This is a genomic window from Mucilaginibacter calamicampi (assembly GCF_042676765.1).
GTDB lineage: Bacteria > Bacteroidota > Bacteroidia > Sphingobacteriales > Sphingobacteriaceae > Mucilaginibacter > Mucilaginibacter calamicampi.
Window position 1 is genome coordinate 136,487 of sequence record NZ_JBHTHU010000021.1, and the last position, 18,156, is coordinate 154,642.

Sequence of the window (18,156 nt, forward strand, 5' to 3'; positions counted from 1 at the left end):
ATGACGGTTAGTATACTTATATTTTTGCCGGTAATTGCAGCGCTGGTTGTGGCGTTCCTTAAAAACGAGACAGCTAAACACGCCGCGTTATTTTTCTCGGTTGTAGAACTGGCAGTTGCGCTGTTTTTTCTAAGCAATTTTGTACCCGATGCCAGCGTACAGTTTAAAATCGACGTACCCTGGATCTCACGTTTAGGTATTTATTTTACCGCAGGCATCGATGGTATCAGTATGATAATGATATTGCTCACCACGGTATTGGTTCCGTTAATAATCCTTACCACCTATCAGCATAACTATAAAAACGCAGGAGCCTTTTATGCACTGATATTGTTTATGCAAGCTGCTATGCTTGTTGTATTTACGGCATTAGACGGGTTTTTGTTTTATGTTGGATGGGAAGCGGCATTGATACCTATTTACTTTATTTGTGCTTTGTGGGGTGGCGAGAATCGTATTCGTATCACTATTAAGTTCTTCATTTACACATTTGCCGGCTCGCTGTTTATGCTGGTGGCGATGATCTATTTATACACTGCAACGCCTGATAAGCTGTATAGCCTGGAAAGTTTTTACCATTCAGGTTTAACGCACGACCAGCAGATATGGGTATTCTGGGCATTCTTCCTGGCATTTGCCATAAAAATGCCGGTATTCCCCTTCCATACCTGGCAGCCGGATACTTATACCGAGGCACCTTCAGCAGGTACCATGATGTTATCAGGCATTATGCTTAAGATGGGTGTATATGGCGTGATCAGGTGGCTTATTCCAAATGCGCCAATAGCTGCTTTTGAGTGGCAGAATTTAACCATTATATTATCAATAGTTGGTATTGTGTATGCTTCTATCATAGCATTTAAGCAAACAGATGGCAAGCGTTTGGTGGCTTATTCATCAATTGCCCACGTTGGGTTAATAGCCGCAGGCATATTCGCGTGGAACGTACAAGGTTTGCAGGGATCAATGGTGCAAATGCTTAGCCACGGTATAAACGTAGTAGGCATGTTCTTTATATGGGATATCATCAGCCGCCGTTTAAATACACGCGATCTTTCGCAATTAGGTGGTATTGCTAAGTCAGCACCGGTTTTTTCTATCGCTTTCCTTATCATCGTTTTAGGTACAGTGGCACTGCCGCTAACCAACGGTTTTATTGGCGAGTTCTTGCTGCTGAACAGTGTTTACCAATACAATATATGGCTGGCCGCAATAGCCGGTTTAACCATCATATTTGGTGCCGTTTACATGTTGCGTATGTACAAAAGTGTTATGCAGGGCGAAGCTAACGCGTTGACCGCTGTTTTTACAGATGTTAAAGGCTCAGAAGCTATCGCGTTAGGCATAATTTGTTTTTTAATAATAAGTATTGGTGTTTATCCGCAGCCTATTTTGCATATATCCGAAGCTGCGGTTAACAATTTGATACACACTATAAATCTCAGGTAGTTTAATATGAATACTCTAATAGTTATATCTGTTTTACCTATTGTGCTGCTCTACCTGGGCCTGTATAAAATGCAGAAGGCGCTACTGCCTGTTACCGTTGTTGGGTTATTAGTTGCACTTGGCCTGGCCGTAGGCCATTGGAATGACGGAGCCGTACCCATCTTTAGCGGAATGATGTTGTTTAACAACTTCTCGGTAGTTTTTTCATCAGTTGCTATCATATCCACCCTGTTAATATTACTGCTTTCAAAAGATTATTTTGATAGAATAAGCTCGCACGTGGCAGAGTATTACGCGGTTATTTTATTCTCGCTGGCAGGTATCATAGTAATGGTATCCTACTATAATTTATCGATGCTATTTATTGGTATCGAGATCATGTCAGTAAGTTTGTATATCCTCGCTGGTATCAAAAAGCGCGATTTCGCATCCAACGAGGCTGCGTTAAAATACTTTTTAATGGGTGCCTTTTCAACAGGCTTTTTACTGTTTGGTATCACTTTAATATACGGCGCATCAGGCTCATTTAATTTGGAAGAGATCCGTAACTGGATGTCACATGATACGCACATTGATTGGCTATCATTCACCGGTATGATGTTGATATTAATTGGCCTTTGCTTTAAGGTTGGAGCCGCGCCTTTTCATTTTTGGACGCCGGACGTATACGAGGGTTCTCCAACGCTTATAACCGCGTTTATGTCTACAGTAGTTAAGGTAGCAGGCTTTGCAGCGTTCTACCGTTTATTTTCAGTGTCATTCGGCGTTGCAAACGGGTTTTGGATACAGCCCTTATCAATCATTATTATTCTCACTTTATTCGTAGGGAACATAACGGCTTTATATCAGCAAAGCTTTAAGCGGATGCTGGCTTATTCAAGTATTTCGCACGCGGGGTATATGCTTTTTGCAATAATAGCTTTGGGCGGAGGTTCTGCAGTTTCAGTATTTGTATACGGTAGCGCCTATTCCATCGCTTCAATAATTGCATTTGGCGCGCTTATATTAGTACAGCAGCAAAGTGGTAATGATAATTTTGAAAGCTTTAATGGCTTGGGCAAATCTAACCCGTTTTTAGCCCTGGTATTAACCATCAGTATGCTTTCTTTGGCGGGTATTCCGCTAACTGCAGGCTTTATAGGTAAATTTTACATGTTTAGCACGGCTATAAGCAAGTCGCTATATTGGCTTACCGTTTTAGCTGTTATAAATGCTATAATCAGTATCTTCTATTATTTCAGGGTTATTATAGCAATGTATTTCCGCAGCAGCGAGCGTACAGCTGTTATAGTACCGGGTAATTATGTTTTTGTATTTGCAATTGCTGCTATAGCAACCATTGTTATCGGAGTTTACCCCGACCTGATATCCCGGCTTATTTAAAATTCATTAAAATCAAAATCCGTTTCTAATTGGTTTAATATTTGTAGTTTTACAAATATAGTTAATGGAAAATTTTTGGGAATACCTGCAAAACCTAACCGACGCTAAATCTATTTTAAGCAAGGGAGGGTTTTATTTTTTGCTGGTTGTGGTTTATGCCGAAACAGGATTGTTTTTCGGCTTTTTCCTGCCCGGCGACTATCTTCTGTTTTTAGCCGGACTATTGTGCGCATCTGGGATGATAGACGTTCCATTGGGCACCTTGCTTTTTGCTGTTATGGCGGCGGGGGTGTTAGGTAACTTTACCGGTTATTGGTTTGGCTATCGCACAGGGCCAATGCTGTTTAAAAAAGACGATTCTATTTTCTTCAAGAAACGTTATATAACAGTTGCCGAAGAATTTTATAACAAACATGGAGGTATGGCATTAGTTTTGGGAAGATTTTTCCCTATAATAAGAACTTTTGCACCTATCTTTGCGGGGGTTGTTAAGGTTGATTTTAAAAAATTTACCATATACAATCTGGCCGGGGGTATTGCATGGACATGTACCTTTATTTTGTCCGGTTATTTTTTAGGGCGAAAGTATCCACAGTTGAATGATTACCTTGAATATGTTATATTAGGGCTTATAGTTATTACATCGATACCGCTATTAATAGCTTTTTTAAAAAGAAAGACTGCAAGTACTGAAAAACATACATAATATATATGGCTACACTACACCCATGGCACCAGGTTTCTACTGGCGATAACGTTCCGGAAATTGTTAATGCGATAATTGAGATCCCTAAAGGCTCAAAAGCAAAATACGAAATTGACAAGGAGTCCGGTCTACTTAAATTGGACAGGGTTTTATTTTCGTCAGTAATGTATCCGGCTAATTATGGCTTTATCCCGCAAACTTATTGTGATGATAAAGACCCATTGGACATTTTAGTGCTATGCTCTATAGATGTTTTCCCAATGTCAATGATAGAGGCGAAGGTTATTGGCGTAATGCACATGGTTGACAATGGCGAGCAGGACGACAAAATTATCGCGGTAGCAAAAAACGATATGTCAGTAAATTATATTAATGATCTGAATGAGTTGCCACCCCACGCCATGACGGAGATAGTACGTTTCTTTAAAGACTATAAAAAGCTGGAAGGCAAGAATGTTACCATTGAGCACATGCTGGGTAAACGCTACGCCTACAAGGTTATTAGCGAAAGCCTTGAACTTTATCAGGCTACCTTTCCTTCACCAATAAACATTTAATGGACCCCGGAGACTATCATATAAGCGGCTTTAGTATTTTAGCAACCATTTTTCTGGTTCTTTTAAACGGCTTTTTCGTTGCTGCAGAATTTGCCATGGTTAAGGTGCGTACCTCGCAGATAGAACTGCGGGCAAAGGCAGGCAACAGCGTAGCAAGAATTGCCCGTGGCATGATGCACAACCTTGACGGTTATTTGGCAGCCACCCAGTTGGGTATAACCATAGCGTCACTTGGATTAGGTGTTGTGGGCGAAGAGGTTGTTACTAATTTGATGGTAAATGCGTTCAGGGCTTTTAATGTAGAACTTGCTCCGGGTGTAATAACAGCAAGCCACGTCATCGCTTTTGCAACCATTACTATTTTTCACATAGTCTTTGGTGAATTGGCACCTAAATCATTAGCCATCCAGCGTTCGTTACGCACGGTAATGACGGTGTCTATCCCGCTTAGATTTTTTTACATTGTTTTTAAGCCTGCCATTTGGGTGCTTAACGGGTTTGCTAATTTTATGCTGAAGTTGTTTGGTATAAACCCCGTTGCCGGGCACGAAGCGCATCATAGTTCTGAAGAGTTGCAATATTTACTTGAACAAGGCAGAGAAACCGGGGCACTTGATTCGTCTGAACATGAACTGATTCAAAATGTATTTGATTTTAATGAGCGCGTAGTAAAGAATATCATGGTACCCCGTACCAAAATATCGGGCATTGAACTTAATACCGAAAAAGAGGAATTATTAGAAATGCTGATCTCCGAAGGATATTCGCGTTTGCCGGTATATGATGAAGTTATAGATAAGATAGTAGGCATTGTTCATGCTAAAGATATATTGCCTTTATTGGCGCGTGGCGAAGAAATTGTATTGAAAGATATTATACGCAAACCTTATTTTATCCCCGAAACAAAAAAGATCAATGATCTGATGGCCGAGCTGCAGCAAAAGCGTATACAGATTGCCATTGTTTCTGATGAGTTTGGCGGTACAGCGGGTATGGTAACCCTGGAAGATATTGTTGAAGAGTTGGTTGGCGAGATACAGGATGAGTATGATGAAGAAAAGCCAATTGTTGAAGTAGTGAACGAGCGGGAGTTTATTGTTAACGCGCTGGCTCCTATTTACGATGTAAACGAACATTTGCCACATGATTTGCCAGAAGACGGCGACTTCGATACTGTATCAGGGTGGCTTGGCCATGTGTTTGGTAAAATACCTGATGTTGGCGAGCAAAAAGAATCAAATGGCTATAACATTACCGTTTTAAAAAAATCTGACCAGAACATTGAATCAGTGAAACTGGAGTTATTGCTAAATGAGGAAGATACAGTAGATTTGCATTGATCTGCCGTAAAGTATGCACCTGTTTTACACACCCGATGTTGATGCTTCGCACCCGATGTATTTCCTCAGCGAGGAGGAAAGCAAGCACTGTGTTAGGGTTTTACGCCTACAGGCAGGTGACGAGGTTCAACTGATTGATGGTCGCGGTGGTTTGTATCAGGCCGTAATACACGAAGCTCATCCCAAAAGAACCATTCTTAAAATAACCAGCGTACAATCCGGGTTTGGTAAACGTAATCACCACCTTCACATTGCCATAGCGCCCACCAAGAATATTGAGCGTTTTGAGTGGTTTTTAGAAAAAGCTACCGAAATAGGTATAGACGAGATAACCCCTATTATCTGTCAGCGCTCTGAGCGCAAAGAAGTAAAAACAGACAGATCTGCCAAGATCATAACCTCTGCCATTAAGCAATCCTTAAAGGCATACCATCCCATTTTAAATCCCCCAATCCCATTCAGTAAATTTATCCGGCAGCAATTTGATGCGCAAAAATTTATTGCGCATTGCATAGCGGATAGCAAAACAAGTTTATCAGCCGAGGTTGAAAAACAGGGGAGTTATGTAATATTAATAGGGCCGGAAGGGGATTTTACCCCTGCTGAGGTTGATTTGGCTTTGCAAACCGAATTTAAAGCTATAACTTTAGGTGATAGCAGATTGCGGACAGAGACAGCCGCCCTGGCTGCTTGTTTTGAGATCAATTTTTTAAACCGGTAAAATAACAATGAGGAATTTGGTATACACAGCTGTACTGCTTGGTTTAATTACGCTAAGCAGCTTTAACGCGCCTACCTATAAAATTGCCAAGCTTAAGTACAGTGGCGGCGGCGATTGGTATGGCGACCGTACCGCTTTGCCCAACCTTATTAAGTTTTGCAATGAGAATTTGAAAACAAATTTTGACAGAGAGGATGATATAGTTGAACCGGGCAGCTCACAGCTTTTTAGCTATCCGTTTGTTTTTATGACGGGCCACGGTAACGTTATTTTTTCTGATCAGGAAGCGCAGAATCTGAGGAAGTATTTAACCGCAGGCGGCTTTTTGCATATTGACGATAACTATGGTTTGGATAAATTTATACGGCCGCAAATGAAGAAGGTATTCCCTGAACTTGATTTTGTGGAGTTGCCTGTTAACTATCCTATCTATCACCAAAAATACAGCTTCCCTACAGGGCTGCCTAAAATACATGAGCATGATGGCAAACGCCCGCAAGGTTTTGGGCTGATCTATAAGGGCAGATTGGTGTGCTTTTACTCGTTTGAGTGCGATTTGGGTAATGGCTGGGAAGACCTGGGCACTTATGCCGGCGACTCGCAGGAGGCGCGCCTTAAAGCACTACGCATGGGTGCCAATCTGGTTCAATACGTTTTAACCCAATAACGCATGTTAGAGGTTACAGTAAATAATGCGCATAAATACACGGTTGAAGAAAGTGCCGACGGTGTAACTACTATCAATAGCGAAAAAGTTGATCCTGATATAAGTGAAGTGGGTGCCTCTGCCTGGCATATCATTAACGACCTGCAATCCTACAATGCCGAAGTTGTCAGCTTTGACAGCGCCTTGAAAACCGCCCAAATTAAGATCAATAACAATTTGTATACCGTATCGGCGAAAGATCAATTTGACCTTTTACTGGATAAAATGGGTCTGAGCAATTTAAACAGCGCTAAGATTGGTGAACTTAAAGCGCCAATGCCCGGGTTGGTACTTCGCACTTTTGTAAAAGAGGGAGACGCTGTAAGCAAAGGAGATAACCTGCTGATACTGGAAGCCATGAAAATGGAGAATATTATTAAGTCGCCGGTTGATGCTGTTGTAAAGGCAGTTAAGGTAAGCGCCGGCGATAAAGTAGAAAAAGGACAGATACTCCTATCCTTTTCCTGACTGTAGGGGGGCTCTGAGCCGGGTGAGCCACCGTGAGCCCCGTGAGCCTCTGTGAGCCACCCTCACGGGTAGCTTTGTCATTTACAAAAACAAATCCCGCTTTCCCGCAAAATACCTACTTTTGCGCAATCAAAATTCAAACGATAATGAGCACTACCAAAGGACCCATCTCTCAGTTTATTGAAAGAAACTACCTGCATTTTAATGCTGCCGCTTTAGTTGACGCGGCCAAAGGTTACGAAACACACCTTACCGAGGGCGGTAAAATGATGGTGACACTGGCCGGCGCCATGAGTACTGCCGAATTGGGCATCTCACTGGCCGAGATGATCCGTCAGGGCAAAATTGATATAATTTCGTGCACCGGGGCCAACCTTGAAGAGGATATTATGAACCTGGTGGCACACTCGCACTATAAACGCGTACCTAATTACCGTGATTTGAGCCCACGGGATGAGTGGGATCTTTTAGAGAATCACTACAACCGTGTAACGGATACCTGCATACCCGAGGAAGAGGCTTTTCGCCGTTTGCAAAAGCATATCCACAAACTTTGGAGCGATGCTGATGATGCCGGCGAGCGTTATTTTCCGCATGAATACATGTATAAAATGCTGTTAAGCGGTGTGCTGGAGCAGTATTATGAGATAGACCCAAAAAACTCGTGGATGCTGGCGGCTGCCGAAAGGAACCTGCCGATAGTAGTACCGGGATGGGAAGACTCCACCATGGGTAATATCTTTGCATCCTACGTTATAAAGAATGAAATTAAGGCCACCACCATGAAGAGCGGTATTGAATATATGGCCTGGCTGGCAGATTGGTATGTTAAAAATTCATCAGGTAAAGGTGTAGGGTTCTTCCAGATAGGCGGTGGTATAGCGGGCGATTTCCCGATATGCGTTGTACCTATGCTTTACCAGGATATGGAGATGCCCGAGATACCATTCTGGGGGTATTTCTGCCAGATCTCAGACTCAACAACGTCTTACGGTTCTTACTCCGGCGCGGTGCCGAATGAAAAAATTACATGGGGTAAATTAGACATCCATACACCTAAGTTTATAGTGGAGTCTGATGCAACTATAGTAGCACCATTGATATTTGCGTGGATATTAGGACAATAGCAAATAATTTAAATTGAGCTGATATTATCGCAAATAATTGCAACAATTAGTTATAAAAATTACAACATTTCTATTTATTTAGAAAGATTATAAATTAGTTATTACTGTCATTTATTTGTCAGCGATTATTTAATAAATTATACTTTTGTGGCTGAAAAATTGGCTAAAAGTGGCTTCTTTTAACAATTTCAACACATAAAAAATAAACTATTTACACAATACAACTTTATGAGAAGCATCTCATTGATTTTTAAACAATTCACTAAACCGGTTTTACTTGCGTTATGTTTTACCGTTTGGGGATTTTCTGTTAAAGCGCAAGGGGACCCTGCAAAAGGAGAAGCCTTGTTTAAATCAAATGCCTGTAACAGTTGCCATGCTTTAGATAAGCGGATGACCGGTCCGGCTTTGGGCCCTTTGTTAACAGAGGATAAGGACGACAAATGGATAACCAAGTGGATCCAGAACAACCAGGCGTTAATTGCTGCTAAGGATGAAAAAGCGCTTAAGATATACAATGAGTATAACCAGGCGGGTATGCCCACTTTCCCCAGCATTACTGATGCTGAGGCGGCAGACATTATTGCTTATGCACGCGATGGCTACAAAAAATTAGAAGATGCTAAGAAAACAGCGGGCCCTGCGGCTGGCGCAGTTGCCGAAGAAAAAGGCCCAAGCAACTTAGTTATTATTGGTCTTATTGGTGTTGTTGTTTTAGCGCTTATCATCATCCTGGTATTAAACAGGGTAATTGGTACGTTAGAAACTGTTGTTACTAAAAAGGGTATTGTACTTGATGCGGAGGACGCAGAAGGTGAGCAGGTTGACCGTTTTGCTACCCTGAAAAGGATGGCTAAAAATAAAAAGCTGGTTTTCTTTGTTCTGTTGTGCCTTACTATAGGTGGTGGTGCCTGGCAGTGGAACATTTTGTGGAACACAGATGTACATAGTGGTTATCAGCCTGTACAGCCTATTAAATATTCGCATGAGCTGCATGCCGGCATCATGAAAATTGAATGTCAGTATTGCCATACCGGCGCGTTCAAATCTAAGAATGCTTCCATACCATCACTAAACGTGTGTATGAACTGCCACAAAACAGTTAAACAGGAATCGCCTGAGATACAAAAAATATATTCTGCTTTGGGTTACGATCCGGCAACTACTAAATACGATAGCACCAAAGCGCATCCTATTCAGTGGGTACGTATACACAACCTGCCAGATCTGGCTTACTTTAACCACTCGCAGCACACTACTGTAGGCGGCATTAAATGCCAAACCTGCCATGGCCCAATAGAGACCATGCCGGAAGTTAAGCAATACAGCCCGCTTACCATGAAATGGTGTATACAGTGCCACAAACGTACCGAGGTTAACAGCAAAGGCAGCGCTTATTATGATCAGGTATTAGCCGCTCATGATGAGATCAAAAAAGGCCACAAGCCAACCGTAGCATTGTTAGGCGGTATTGAGTGCGGCAAGTGCCATTATTAATATACAGATAGAATTTAGAGCATTACAGTTTTATATTACAGCTTAAATGGATAGCAATAAAAAATACTGGAAAGGTGTTGAAGAACTAACCCGAACCCCGGAATTTGTTGAACTGAACAAAAACGAATTTGCGGAGCCTATTCCAATTGAAGATGTTTTGGAAGGTGGCGGCCTTGCGGGTAAAACTCCTCGCCGCGATTTCTTAAAAGCGGTAGGTTTTGGTGTTGGCGCGGTTACATTGGCTGCTTGCCAAAGGGTACCTGTACACAAATCCATCCCATATTTAATTAAACCGGAAGAGGTTACGCCGGGTGTTGCCAATTACTACGTGTCAACTTACGAAGGTTCGGCCATTATGGTTAAAACCCGCGAAGGAAGGCCTATCAAAGTAGAAGGTAACCCGAATGATCTTCTTTCAAAAGGTGGTTTGAGCGCTCAGGCTCAGGCATCGGTACTTGAACTTTATGATGTTAACCGTGTACAAGGTGCAGTTAAAGATGGAGCAGGCGTTACCTGGAGCACACTTGATGATCATGTTATATTAGAGTTAGCTAAGATTGTTGATGCCGGTACAAAAATCCGTATCGTATCTTCAACCATTTCCAGCCCGTCTACACTAAGCGTAATTGCTGATTTTATAGCTGCTTACCCTACTGCAAAGCATGTAACTTATGATGCAGTATCCTACACAGGTATTATTCAGGCTAACCAAAATAGTTTTGGTAAAGCTGTTTTGCCTCACTATAATTTTGATAAGGCTGACGTGATTGTAAGCTTCGGCGCCGACTTTTTAGGCACCTGGATCTCAGGCGAAGAATTTACCCGTCAGTATGTATCAAAACGCGCTGCTAAAGCACTGGAAGAGAAAAAAATGTCTCGCCACATCCAGTTTGAAACAGGCATGAGCTTAACCGGCACCAACGCTGATGTGCGCATAGCGCTAAAACCATCAGAAGAGGGTATTGCTTTGGTTAATCTTTACAACGCTATTTCTGGTACTACTTTACCGGGCAGCAAAGCATTGCAGAATAAAGCTGCCAATAACGCTATAGCTGTTGTGGCTAAAGAGCTAGTTGCAGCTAAAGGCCGCTCGCTGGTAGTTGCAGGCTCAAATGATGTAGCTATACAAATATTGGTTAACGCTATCAACGGTTTACTAGGCAGTTACGGTACTACAATTGATCTGGATAACTATTCAAGACAATATGCCGGTAACGATGCTGAATTAGCTGATTTTGTTAACGAAGTTAAGCGCGGCGAAGTTGGCGCGGTATTCTTCCTGAATGCTAACCCTGTTTATGATTTTTATCAAGGCGCGGCATTAGCTAAGGCTATTGAAAAAGTTCCGTTGCGTGTATCATTCTCTGACACAAAAGATGAAACTGCAGCTATATGTAATGTAATAGCACCTAACCACCACTACTTAGAGTCTTGGGGTGATGACAGCGCTATTGAAGGTTACTATACCGTAATGCAACCAACCATTAACCCGGTTTATGATACCCGCCAGGCTGAACAAAGCTTATTGGTATGGTCATCTAACGCGGTTAATAATTACTACAACTATGTTAGAAACGTTTGGAATACAAGAGTACTTCCGTTAGCAGGTCTTTCAGGCCAGGCCGGATGGGAAAGTGTGTTGCAAACAGGTTTTATAAAAGCTGCTGATAAACCAGCCGGTGCTTACGCATTCAGCTTTGATCTGAATGGTGTAGCGCAAAAAGTATTAAGCCAAAGCGCTCAGTTAGCCACTTCAGGCGATAACCTGGAATTGCAGATTTATCAAACTTCAGCAATCCGCGATGGTAAGCATGCTAATAACCCATGGTTACAGGAGCTGCCGGATCCGGTCTCTAAAGTTACCTGGGATAACTTCGCTGCCATGTCTTTAGAGGACATGAAGCGTTTAAGTTTAGTAGAAGGTGATGTAGTTACAATTGACGCTAACGGATACTCAATTGCTTTACCTGCTTTATTACAGCCGGGCCAGGCAGCCGGAACGGTATCAGTAGCGGTAGGTTATGGCCGTACCAGCGGTGGCTTGGTAATTGAAGGTGGTGTAGGTAAAAACGCTTTCCCTTTCTATAGCTTGCGTAATGGCACCTTCCAAACTACAACTGTTGCTAAGGTTGGTAAAACCGGCGACAACATACAATTAGCACAAACACAAACACACCACTCTATTGAGGGGCGTAACATAGTGCGCGAAACCAGCCTTGCTGAGTTTGTTAAAAACCCTGCACACGCGGTTGGCCATCACGAAGGGCATAAAAAATATGATCTTTTCTGGCAAGAGCATGAGCGCCCTAATTATGATTGGGTTATGGCTATCGACCTTAACGCCTGTACCGGTTGCGGTGCCTGTGTGGTAGCTTGTAACGCCGAAAATAATATCCCGGTTGTTGGTCGCGATGAGGTACGTCGTCGTCGCGAAATGCACTGGATCCGTATTGATCGTTACTATACTTTCAACGAAAAAGGCGAAGGTATTACAGAGGAAACTGAAATAGCTAAACTGGAAGATATCAGCAATGTATCAGTTGTTCACCAGCCAATGCTTTGCCAGCACTGCGATCACGCTCCGTGCGAGACCGTATGCCCGGTATTAGCTACCGTTCACTCATCAGAAGGTTTAAACCACATGGCTTACAACCGTTGTGTGGGTACACGTTACTGCGCTAACAACTGTCCGTTCAAAGTACGCAGGTTTAACTGGTTCAACTACTGGAACGACTCACGTTTTGATAACTACCTGAATAATCCGCATACACAATTAGTATTAAACCCTGATGTAACTACCCGTTCACGTGGTGTTATGGAAAAATGCTCAATGTGTATCCAAAGGATACAAGCAGGTAAGCTGAAAGCTAAAGTTGAGAAACGCCCTGTACGTGATGGCGAGATAAAAATGGCCTGCGAGCAAACCTGTTCTGCCGGTGCCATCATATTCGGTAACCGTAATGACCCTAACTCGGCAGTGTCAAAAGCATTGAAGAGCGAAAGAACTTACTATGTGCTTGAAGAATTTAACGTTGAAGCAGGTATAGGTTATCAGGCAAAAGTTAGAAACACATTTGAATTAGAAGCTTAAGCTATCATTATTATATATAAAGTATGGCATCTCATAAAGAATCAATAATAAGGGAACCGTTAATTACGGGCGAAGGCATTACCTACGCCAAAATAACTAACGATGTTCTTACACCTGTTGAAAATGCACCTAACAAAGCCTGGTGGATAGGTTTCATCGTATCTGCTATAGGCGCTTGCCTTTGGGTGTTTGCAGTTAGCTGGACCTTTTGGTACGGTATCGGATCATGGGGTTTGAATAAAACAGTTGGCTGGGCCTGGGACATTACCGGTTTCGTGTGGTGGGTAGGTATCGGTCACGCCGGTACGCTTATCTCGGCAATCTTGTTACTGTTCCGTCAAAACTGGCGTAATTCAATTAACCGCTCTGCCGAGGCGATGACGATCTTCGCGGTAATTTGCGCCGCTACTTATGTAGTATCGCACATGGGCCGCCCATGGTTGGCTTACTGGCCTTTGCCGCTTCCAAACCAGTTTGGTTTGTGGGTTAACTTTAACTCGCCGCTGGTATGGGACGTGTTCGCGATATCAACTTACTTCTCTGTATCATTAGTATTCTGGTACATTGGTTTATTACCGGATATTGCCTCAATCCGCGACCGCGCTACAGGCCTTCGCCGCAGAATTTACTCAATCTGCTCATTCGGTTGGACAGGTTCAGTTAAAACATGGCAGCGTTTTGAAACTGTATCATTAATATTAGCAGGTATATCAACGCCACTGGTACTTTCGGTACACACCATCGTATCAATGGACTTTGCTACCTCATTAGAGCCGGGCTGGCACACAACAATTTTCCCTCCTTATTTCGTTGCCGGAGCAATCTTCTCGGGTTTCGCCATGGTGCAAACACTATTGCTGGTTACCCGTAAGGTTTTAGGTTTGGAAAACTACATCACCATGTTCCACATCGAATCAATGAACAAGATCATTCTTGTAACAGGTTCAATAGTAGGTGTGGCTTACTTAACCGAGTTCTTTATCGCTTACTATTCAGGCGGCGAGTACGAGCAATATACTTTCCTTAACCGCTTTACCGGTCCGTTCTGGTGGGCTGGCTGTATGATGTATGGCTGTAACATCCTGATGACCCAGGTAATGTGGTTCAAAAAGATCCGTACCAATATCGCCATGGCTTGGGTGTTATCTATTATAGTAAACATCGGTATGTGGTTTGAGCGTTTTGTAATTATCGTAACCTCTCTACACCGCGACTTTATACCATCAAGCTGGTCAATGTTCTATCCAACATGGGTAGATGTGAGCGTGTTTATTGGTTCAATTGGCTTGTTCTTTACTTTGTTCCTTTTGTTCCTTCGCGTGTTGCCTTCAATTGCAATGGCCGAAGTGAAACTGTTACTGAAATCATCAAGCGAGCAAGCTAAGAAGAAACAAATTGAAGAAGGTCACCTTGATCCGGAGCAGGTTCAATACTATAAAGATTCATTGATCCCTTACGATACGGTAGATTTAGAAAAATACGAAAACGCATAATCAACAATGAGCAGCACTAAATATATATTAGGACTTTTTGACGATCCGGATGTGATGATGCACGGGATTGACAAGTTACAGAAAAATAGTATCCCTATTTATGATGTATACACCCCCATGCCTATACACGGTATTGACGCCAAGTTGGGCGTTAAGGAGTCGCGCCTGGGTTATGCGGCATTCATGTTCGGTTGCTTAGGCGGTACCGTTATATTCAGTATTATTTACTACTGTTTGGTACATGACTGGCCAATGAACATTGGTGGTAAACCCTATTTCGCCGTTCCGGATTTTATTCCGGCAACTTTTGAGTGGACGGTTTTATTTACCGCTTTTGGTATGGCGTTCACCTTCTTTTACGCTACGCACCTTTTTCCGGGCAGAGCGCCAAGAGTAATGGACCTGCGTGCAACTGATGACCGTTTTGTAATAGCAATTGATGCTAAGGGCAATGTACCGCACGAGGATATAACGAATATATTAAAAGAAGCAGGAGCAGTAGAAGTTAAGCATAACACCAGAAAATATGTTAGCTATGAATAAATATAAAATATTGGGAACAGCGGTTGTGGCTGTTGTTGCATCGGTGGTAACTACATCATGTAATGACAAACGCAGTACCGGATGGGAGTATGCACCCAATATGTATGAGCACATTGCATATGATCCTGATCAGAAGAATGAGCAATTTAAAGACGGTAAAACAGCACAGGTTCCGCCTGCTAATACCACACCAATAGGCTTTACCCGTTTTGATTTTCCGAGTAGTAATGAAGGATATGCAGCAGCTGCAACAGGTATTGTAAATCCACTTGCTGCTAACCCTGCAACTTTAGCCGAAGGTAAAAAACTGTACATTACATTTTGTTCGCCATGCCACGGTGCTACCGGCGCGGGCGATGGTGAAGTGGTGAAACATGGCTTCCCGCCGCCACCAAATTATGCTACAGGCCAGTCATCACGCGGCGGTACAATGAAAGAACTTAGCGATGGCAAGATCTATCATACTATAACTTACGGCTTAAACGCAATGGGATCATACGCATCGCAACTGGCGCCAGAAGAGCGTTGGAAAGTTGTAATGTATGTTCACCATTTACAAAACTTATAAGAAACAAATTTGATGAAGACTCATAATAATTTTGACGAACAGTTTGAATTTGCGGGCAAAGCAAAAACCTGGAGCCTTGCGGCCATCGCTATAGGTGTTATAGTGATTGCGCTTGGTTTTATTACGGGCCAGGTTGAGCGTACCTTTTCTAATTTATTACTGATGGGCTATTATACTACCTGTGTAAGTTTGGCTGGTGCGTTCTTTTGCGCCATTCAGTATGTAACTCAGTCGGGTTGGTCAGCTTCAATACTTCGCGTTCCGCATGCTTTTATAAAGATATTGCCTATACCTGCTATTATTTTGGTAGTGATTATAATTGCCGGGCTTACTTTTACCCAAACTATTCCTAATGAAGAAGGGCATAATGTTGTGGCACCTTACCTTTACAAAATATGGGGCCAACACGAGATCACTAAAGCAGGTACAGAAGGATACGATGCAATTATTGCCGGTAAATCTGGCTACCTTAATTTAGGATTCTTTTTAGCACGCGTAATTGGCTTCTTATTGGCTTACATATTACTTAGCCGTTTATTTGTGAAATACTCAACTAACGAGGATGAACTAGCGGGCATGTCAAATTACGACAAAAGCTTTAAACTGGCCTGCGTATTCCTGGTAATATTTGGTTTCACTATCCCGGTATTCGCGTTTGACGTTATCATGTCATTAGAAGCACACTGGTTCTCAACTATGTTCGGTTGGTACAACTTTGCCGCCCTTTGGGTAACCGGTTTAGCCACCATGACGCTAATTATCATTTACCTGCGTAAGCAAGGATACTTAGCGTGGGTAACGCAAGATCATTTGCATAATATGGGTCAGTTAATATTCGGTTTCTCTGTGTTCTGGACTTACCTGTGGTTTGCTCAGTTCCTGTTAACCTGGTATGCTAACATTCCTGAGGAGACAGCTTATTTCTATAAGAGATGGGAGCCTGATTTTAAACCATGGTTTTGGTTAAGTATAGTAGTTAACTTTTTAACACCATTGCTTGTGTTGATGGCGCGTGATTCAAAACGTTCAACTGCTATATTACAGGCAGCTTGTGTTATCCTGATAGTTGGCCACTGGTTTGATTATTTCCAAATGATAATGCCAGGTACCGTTGGGCATTTTTCTGAATGGTTTGTGGCTGTTTCATGGATAGAGGTGGGTACGTTTATTGGGTTTGCCGGTTTATTTGCATTCCTGATATTTACTGCCCTAAGCAAGTTCAAGGCTTTGGCGCCGAAGAACCACCCGTTCCTGCAAGAGAGCTTACATCATCACATATAATTATATTGTTAAATTTGCAACAAAAACAGAATACCAAACTACCAATTACAATGGGATTCAATCAAATACTAATTTCTAAAAAGAAGCTTTCGCTTGCTGCTGTTTTGATGCTTACCGGCACCAATTTGCTTATGGCGCAAGGTACTGCTACTGCGGCAGCAGAGAAGCCGGGTGTTGACTGGTTAAGTGTGAGCTATTATATATTGCTTTTCGTACTGGCTTGCATAGCTGTTGCTATTGTCGGCAAAATTTTGCGGGTTTATGATCTGAGCCAGAAGATACAAGGTAAAACAGGTATCCACTGGAATAACCTTATGGGTGTTATTTGTATCCTATTCCTGGTAGCTGGTGGCATTGGCACCGTTTGGTCTTTTTCCGTACACGGAAACATGATATTGCCTGAAGCAGCTTCTAAACATGGTGTTAAAATAGACAGCATGTTCTGGACAACTACCGGCATTACCATGGTGGTTTTCGTAGTTACACAGATATTACTTTTTGGGTTTTTATTTGCATACAGGCATTCAGCAAAACGCAGGGCTTACTTTTTACCACACAATAACACTATTGAAAAGGTATGGACAATTGCACCGGCTATTGTATTAACCGTATTGGTAATTTTCGGCTTTTTTACATGGCAGGAAGTAACCAATACTAAAGAGGTTAAGGGTGATATAAACGTGGATATAACAGGAGAGCAATTTGCCTGGAACCTGAGATACCCGGGGCCGGATAACTTGTTAGGTAAAAAGAACTACAAGTTGATTGCAGGCGCAAATAAACTGGGTATTGATTATACCGACAAAAATAGCCTTGACGATTTGAAAGCCGACACTATGTACTTACCGGTTAACAAATCAATAAGGTTGAATATCGGCTCTAAGGATATTATCCATAGCGTTTACATGCCACACTTCCGTGTTCAGCTGAACGCGGTACCCGGCTTGCCTACGTTCTTTAAGTTTACACCAACGTATACTACAGAACAGATGCGCCAAAAAACCGATGATCCTAAATTTGAGTATCTGGTTTATTGCAACAAAATATGCGGAGCCAGCCACTACAACATGCAAAAAATTGTGCGTGTAGTAAGCGAGGCCGAGTACAACCAATGGTTAGCCAAACAACAACCTTATTTAACACCGGCTTTAAGAACGGAGTTGAAATTAGCCGAGGTTAAAAAAAATAATATTTCTACAAACAGGTTAGCGTTAAACAATTAATTA

16 protein-coding genes are annotated in these 18,156 nt (G+C 42.3%); all 16 read left to right on the forward strand.

Going from position 1 to position 18,156, the window contains the following annotated elements:
• The 16 genes from ACFQZS_RS16375 (at window position 1) to ACFQZS_RS16450 (ending at window position 18,153) form a co-directional block, all read left to right on the forward strand.
• A complete protein-coding gene (locus ACFQZS_RS16375; RefSeq protein ID WP_377102013.1) occupies window positions 1–1,449 on the forward strand; it encodes a complex I subunit 4 family protein in 1,449 nt (482 codons plus the stop codon).
• Between the two features lie 6 nt (window positions 1,450–1,455).
• Window positions 1,456–2,832: an NADH-quinone oxidoreductase subunit N gene (locus tag ACFQZS_RS16380; protein ID WP_377102014.1), complete on the forward strand. Its 1,377-nt coding sequence runs from the start codon at window positions 1,456–1,458 to the stop codon at window positions 2,830–2,832.
• Window positions 2,833–2,896: 64 nt separating this feature from the next.
• Window positions 2,897–3,538 carry a DedA family protein gene (locus tag ACFQZS_RS16385; protein WP_377102016.1) on the forward strand — a complete coding sequence of 214 codons (642 nt, stop codon included), beginning with the start codon at window positions 2,897–2,899 and terminating at the stop codon, window positions 3,536–3,538.
• Between the two features lie 5 nt (window positions 3,539–3,543).
• Window positions 3,544–4,095: an inorganic diphosphatase gene (locus ACFQZS_RS16390; RefSeq protein ID WP_377102017.1), complete on the forward strand. Its 552-nt coding sequence runs from the start codon at window positions 3,544–3,546 to the stop codon at window positions 4,093–4,095.
• Window positions 4,095–5,435 (forward strand): hemolysin family protein, encoded by a 1,341-nt coding sequence (locus tag ACFQZS_RS16395; protein ID WP_377102018.1) that lies wholly within the window; start codon window positions 4,095–4,097, stop codon window positions 5,433–5,435. The genes ACFQZS_RS16390 and ACFQZS_RS16395 overlap by 1 nt, the downstream gene beginning before the upstream one ends.
• A gap of 13 nt (window positions 5,436–5,448) precedes the next feature.
• Window positions 5,449–6,156 carry a 16S rRNA (uracil(1498)-N(3))-methyltransferase gene (locus tag ACFQZS_RS16400; protein ID WP_377102019.1) on the forward strand — a complete coding sequence of 236 codons (708 nt, stop codon included), beginning with the start codon at window positions 5,449–5,451 and terminating at the stop codon, window positions 6,154–6,156.
• Window positions 6,157–6,163: 7 nt separating this feature from the next.
• A complete protein-coding gene (locus tag ACFQZS_RS16405) occupies window positions 6,164–6,823 on the forward strand; it encodes a DUF4159 domain-containing protein (RefSeq protein ID WP_377102020.1) in 660 nt (219 codons plus the stop codon).
• Between the two features lie 3 nt (window positions 6,824–6,826).
• The gene (locus ACFQZS_RS16410; RefSeq protein ID WP_377102021.1) at window positions 6,827–7,330 is read left to right on the forward strand and encodes an acetyl-CoA carboxylase biotin carboxyl carrier protein subunit; all 504 of its coding nucleotides are present in this window, start codon (window positions 6,827–6,829) and stop codon (window positions 7,328–7,330) included.
• Window positions 7,331–7,476: 146 nt separating this feature from the next.
• A complete protein-coding gene (locus tag ACFQZS_RS16415) occupies window positions 7,477–8,457 on the forward strand; it encodes a deoxyhypusine synthase family protein (protein WP_377102022.1) in 981 nt (326 codons plus the stop codon).
• A 228-nt stretch (window positions 8,458–8,685) separates the two neighbouring features.
• Window positions 8,686–9,954 (forward strand): c-type cytochrome, encoded by a 1,269-nt coding sequence (locus ACFQZS_RS16420; RefSeq protein WP_377102023.1) that lies wholly within the window; start codon window positions 8,686–8,688, stop codon window positions 9,952–9,954.
• A 46-nt stretch (window positions 9,955–10,000) separates the two neighbouring features.
• Entirely contained in the window at window positions 10,001–13,045 is a 3,045-nt protein-coding gene (locus ACFQZS_RS16425; RefSeq protein WP_377102024.1) for a TAT-variant-translocated molybdopterin oxidoreductase, read from the forward strand.
• Between the two features lie 23 nt (window positions 13,046–13,068).
• A complete protein-coding gene (gene nrfD, locus ACFQZS_RS16430; RefSeq protein WP_377102025.1) occupies window positions 13,069–14,538 on the forward strand; it encodes an NrfD/PsrC family molybdoenzyme membrane anchor subunit in 1,470 nt (489 codons plus the stop codon).
• 6 nt (window positions 14,539–14,544) lie between these two features.
• Window positions 14,545–15,081, forward strand: coding sequence for a DUF3341 domain-containing protein (locus tag ACFQZS_RS16435; protein ID WP_377102026.1), 537 nt, complete (start codon window positions 14,545–14,547; stop codon window positions 15,079–15,081).
• Window positions 15,065–15,649: a c-type cytochrome gene (locus tag ACFQZS_RS16440; RefSeq protein WP_377102027.1), complete on the forward strand. Its 585-nt coding sequence runs from the start codon at window positions 15,065–15,067 to the stop codon at window positions 15,647–15,649. The genes ACFQZS_RS16435 and ACFQZS_RS16440 overlap by 17 nt, the downstream gene beginning before the upstream one ends.
• Window positions 15,650–15,661: 12 nt before the next feature.
• On the forward strand, window positions 15,662–16,930 hold the full coding sequence (locus ACFQZS_RS16445; RefSeq protein WP_377102028.1) for a quinol:cytochrome C oxidoreductase: 1,269 nt from the start codon (window positions 15,662–15,664) through the stop codon (window positions 16,928–16,930).
• A 50-nt stretch (window positions 16,931–16,980) separates the two neighbouring features.
• A complete protein-coding gene (locus tag ACFQZS_RS16450; RefSeq protein ID WP_377102030.1) occupies window positions 16,981–18,153 on the forward strand; it encodes a cytochrome c oxidase subunit II in 1,173 nt (390 codons plus the stop codon).
• Window positions 18,154–18,156: the final 3 nt, after the last annotated feature.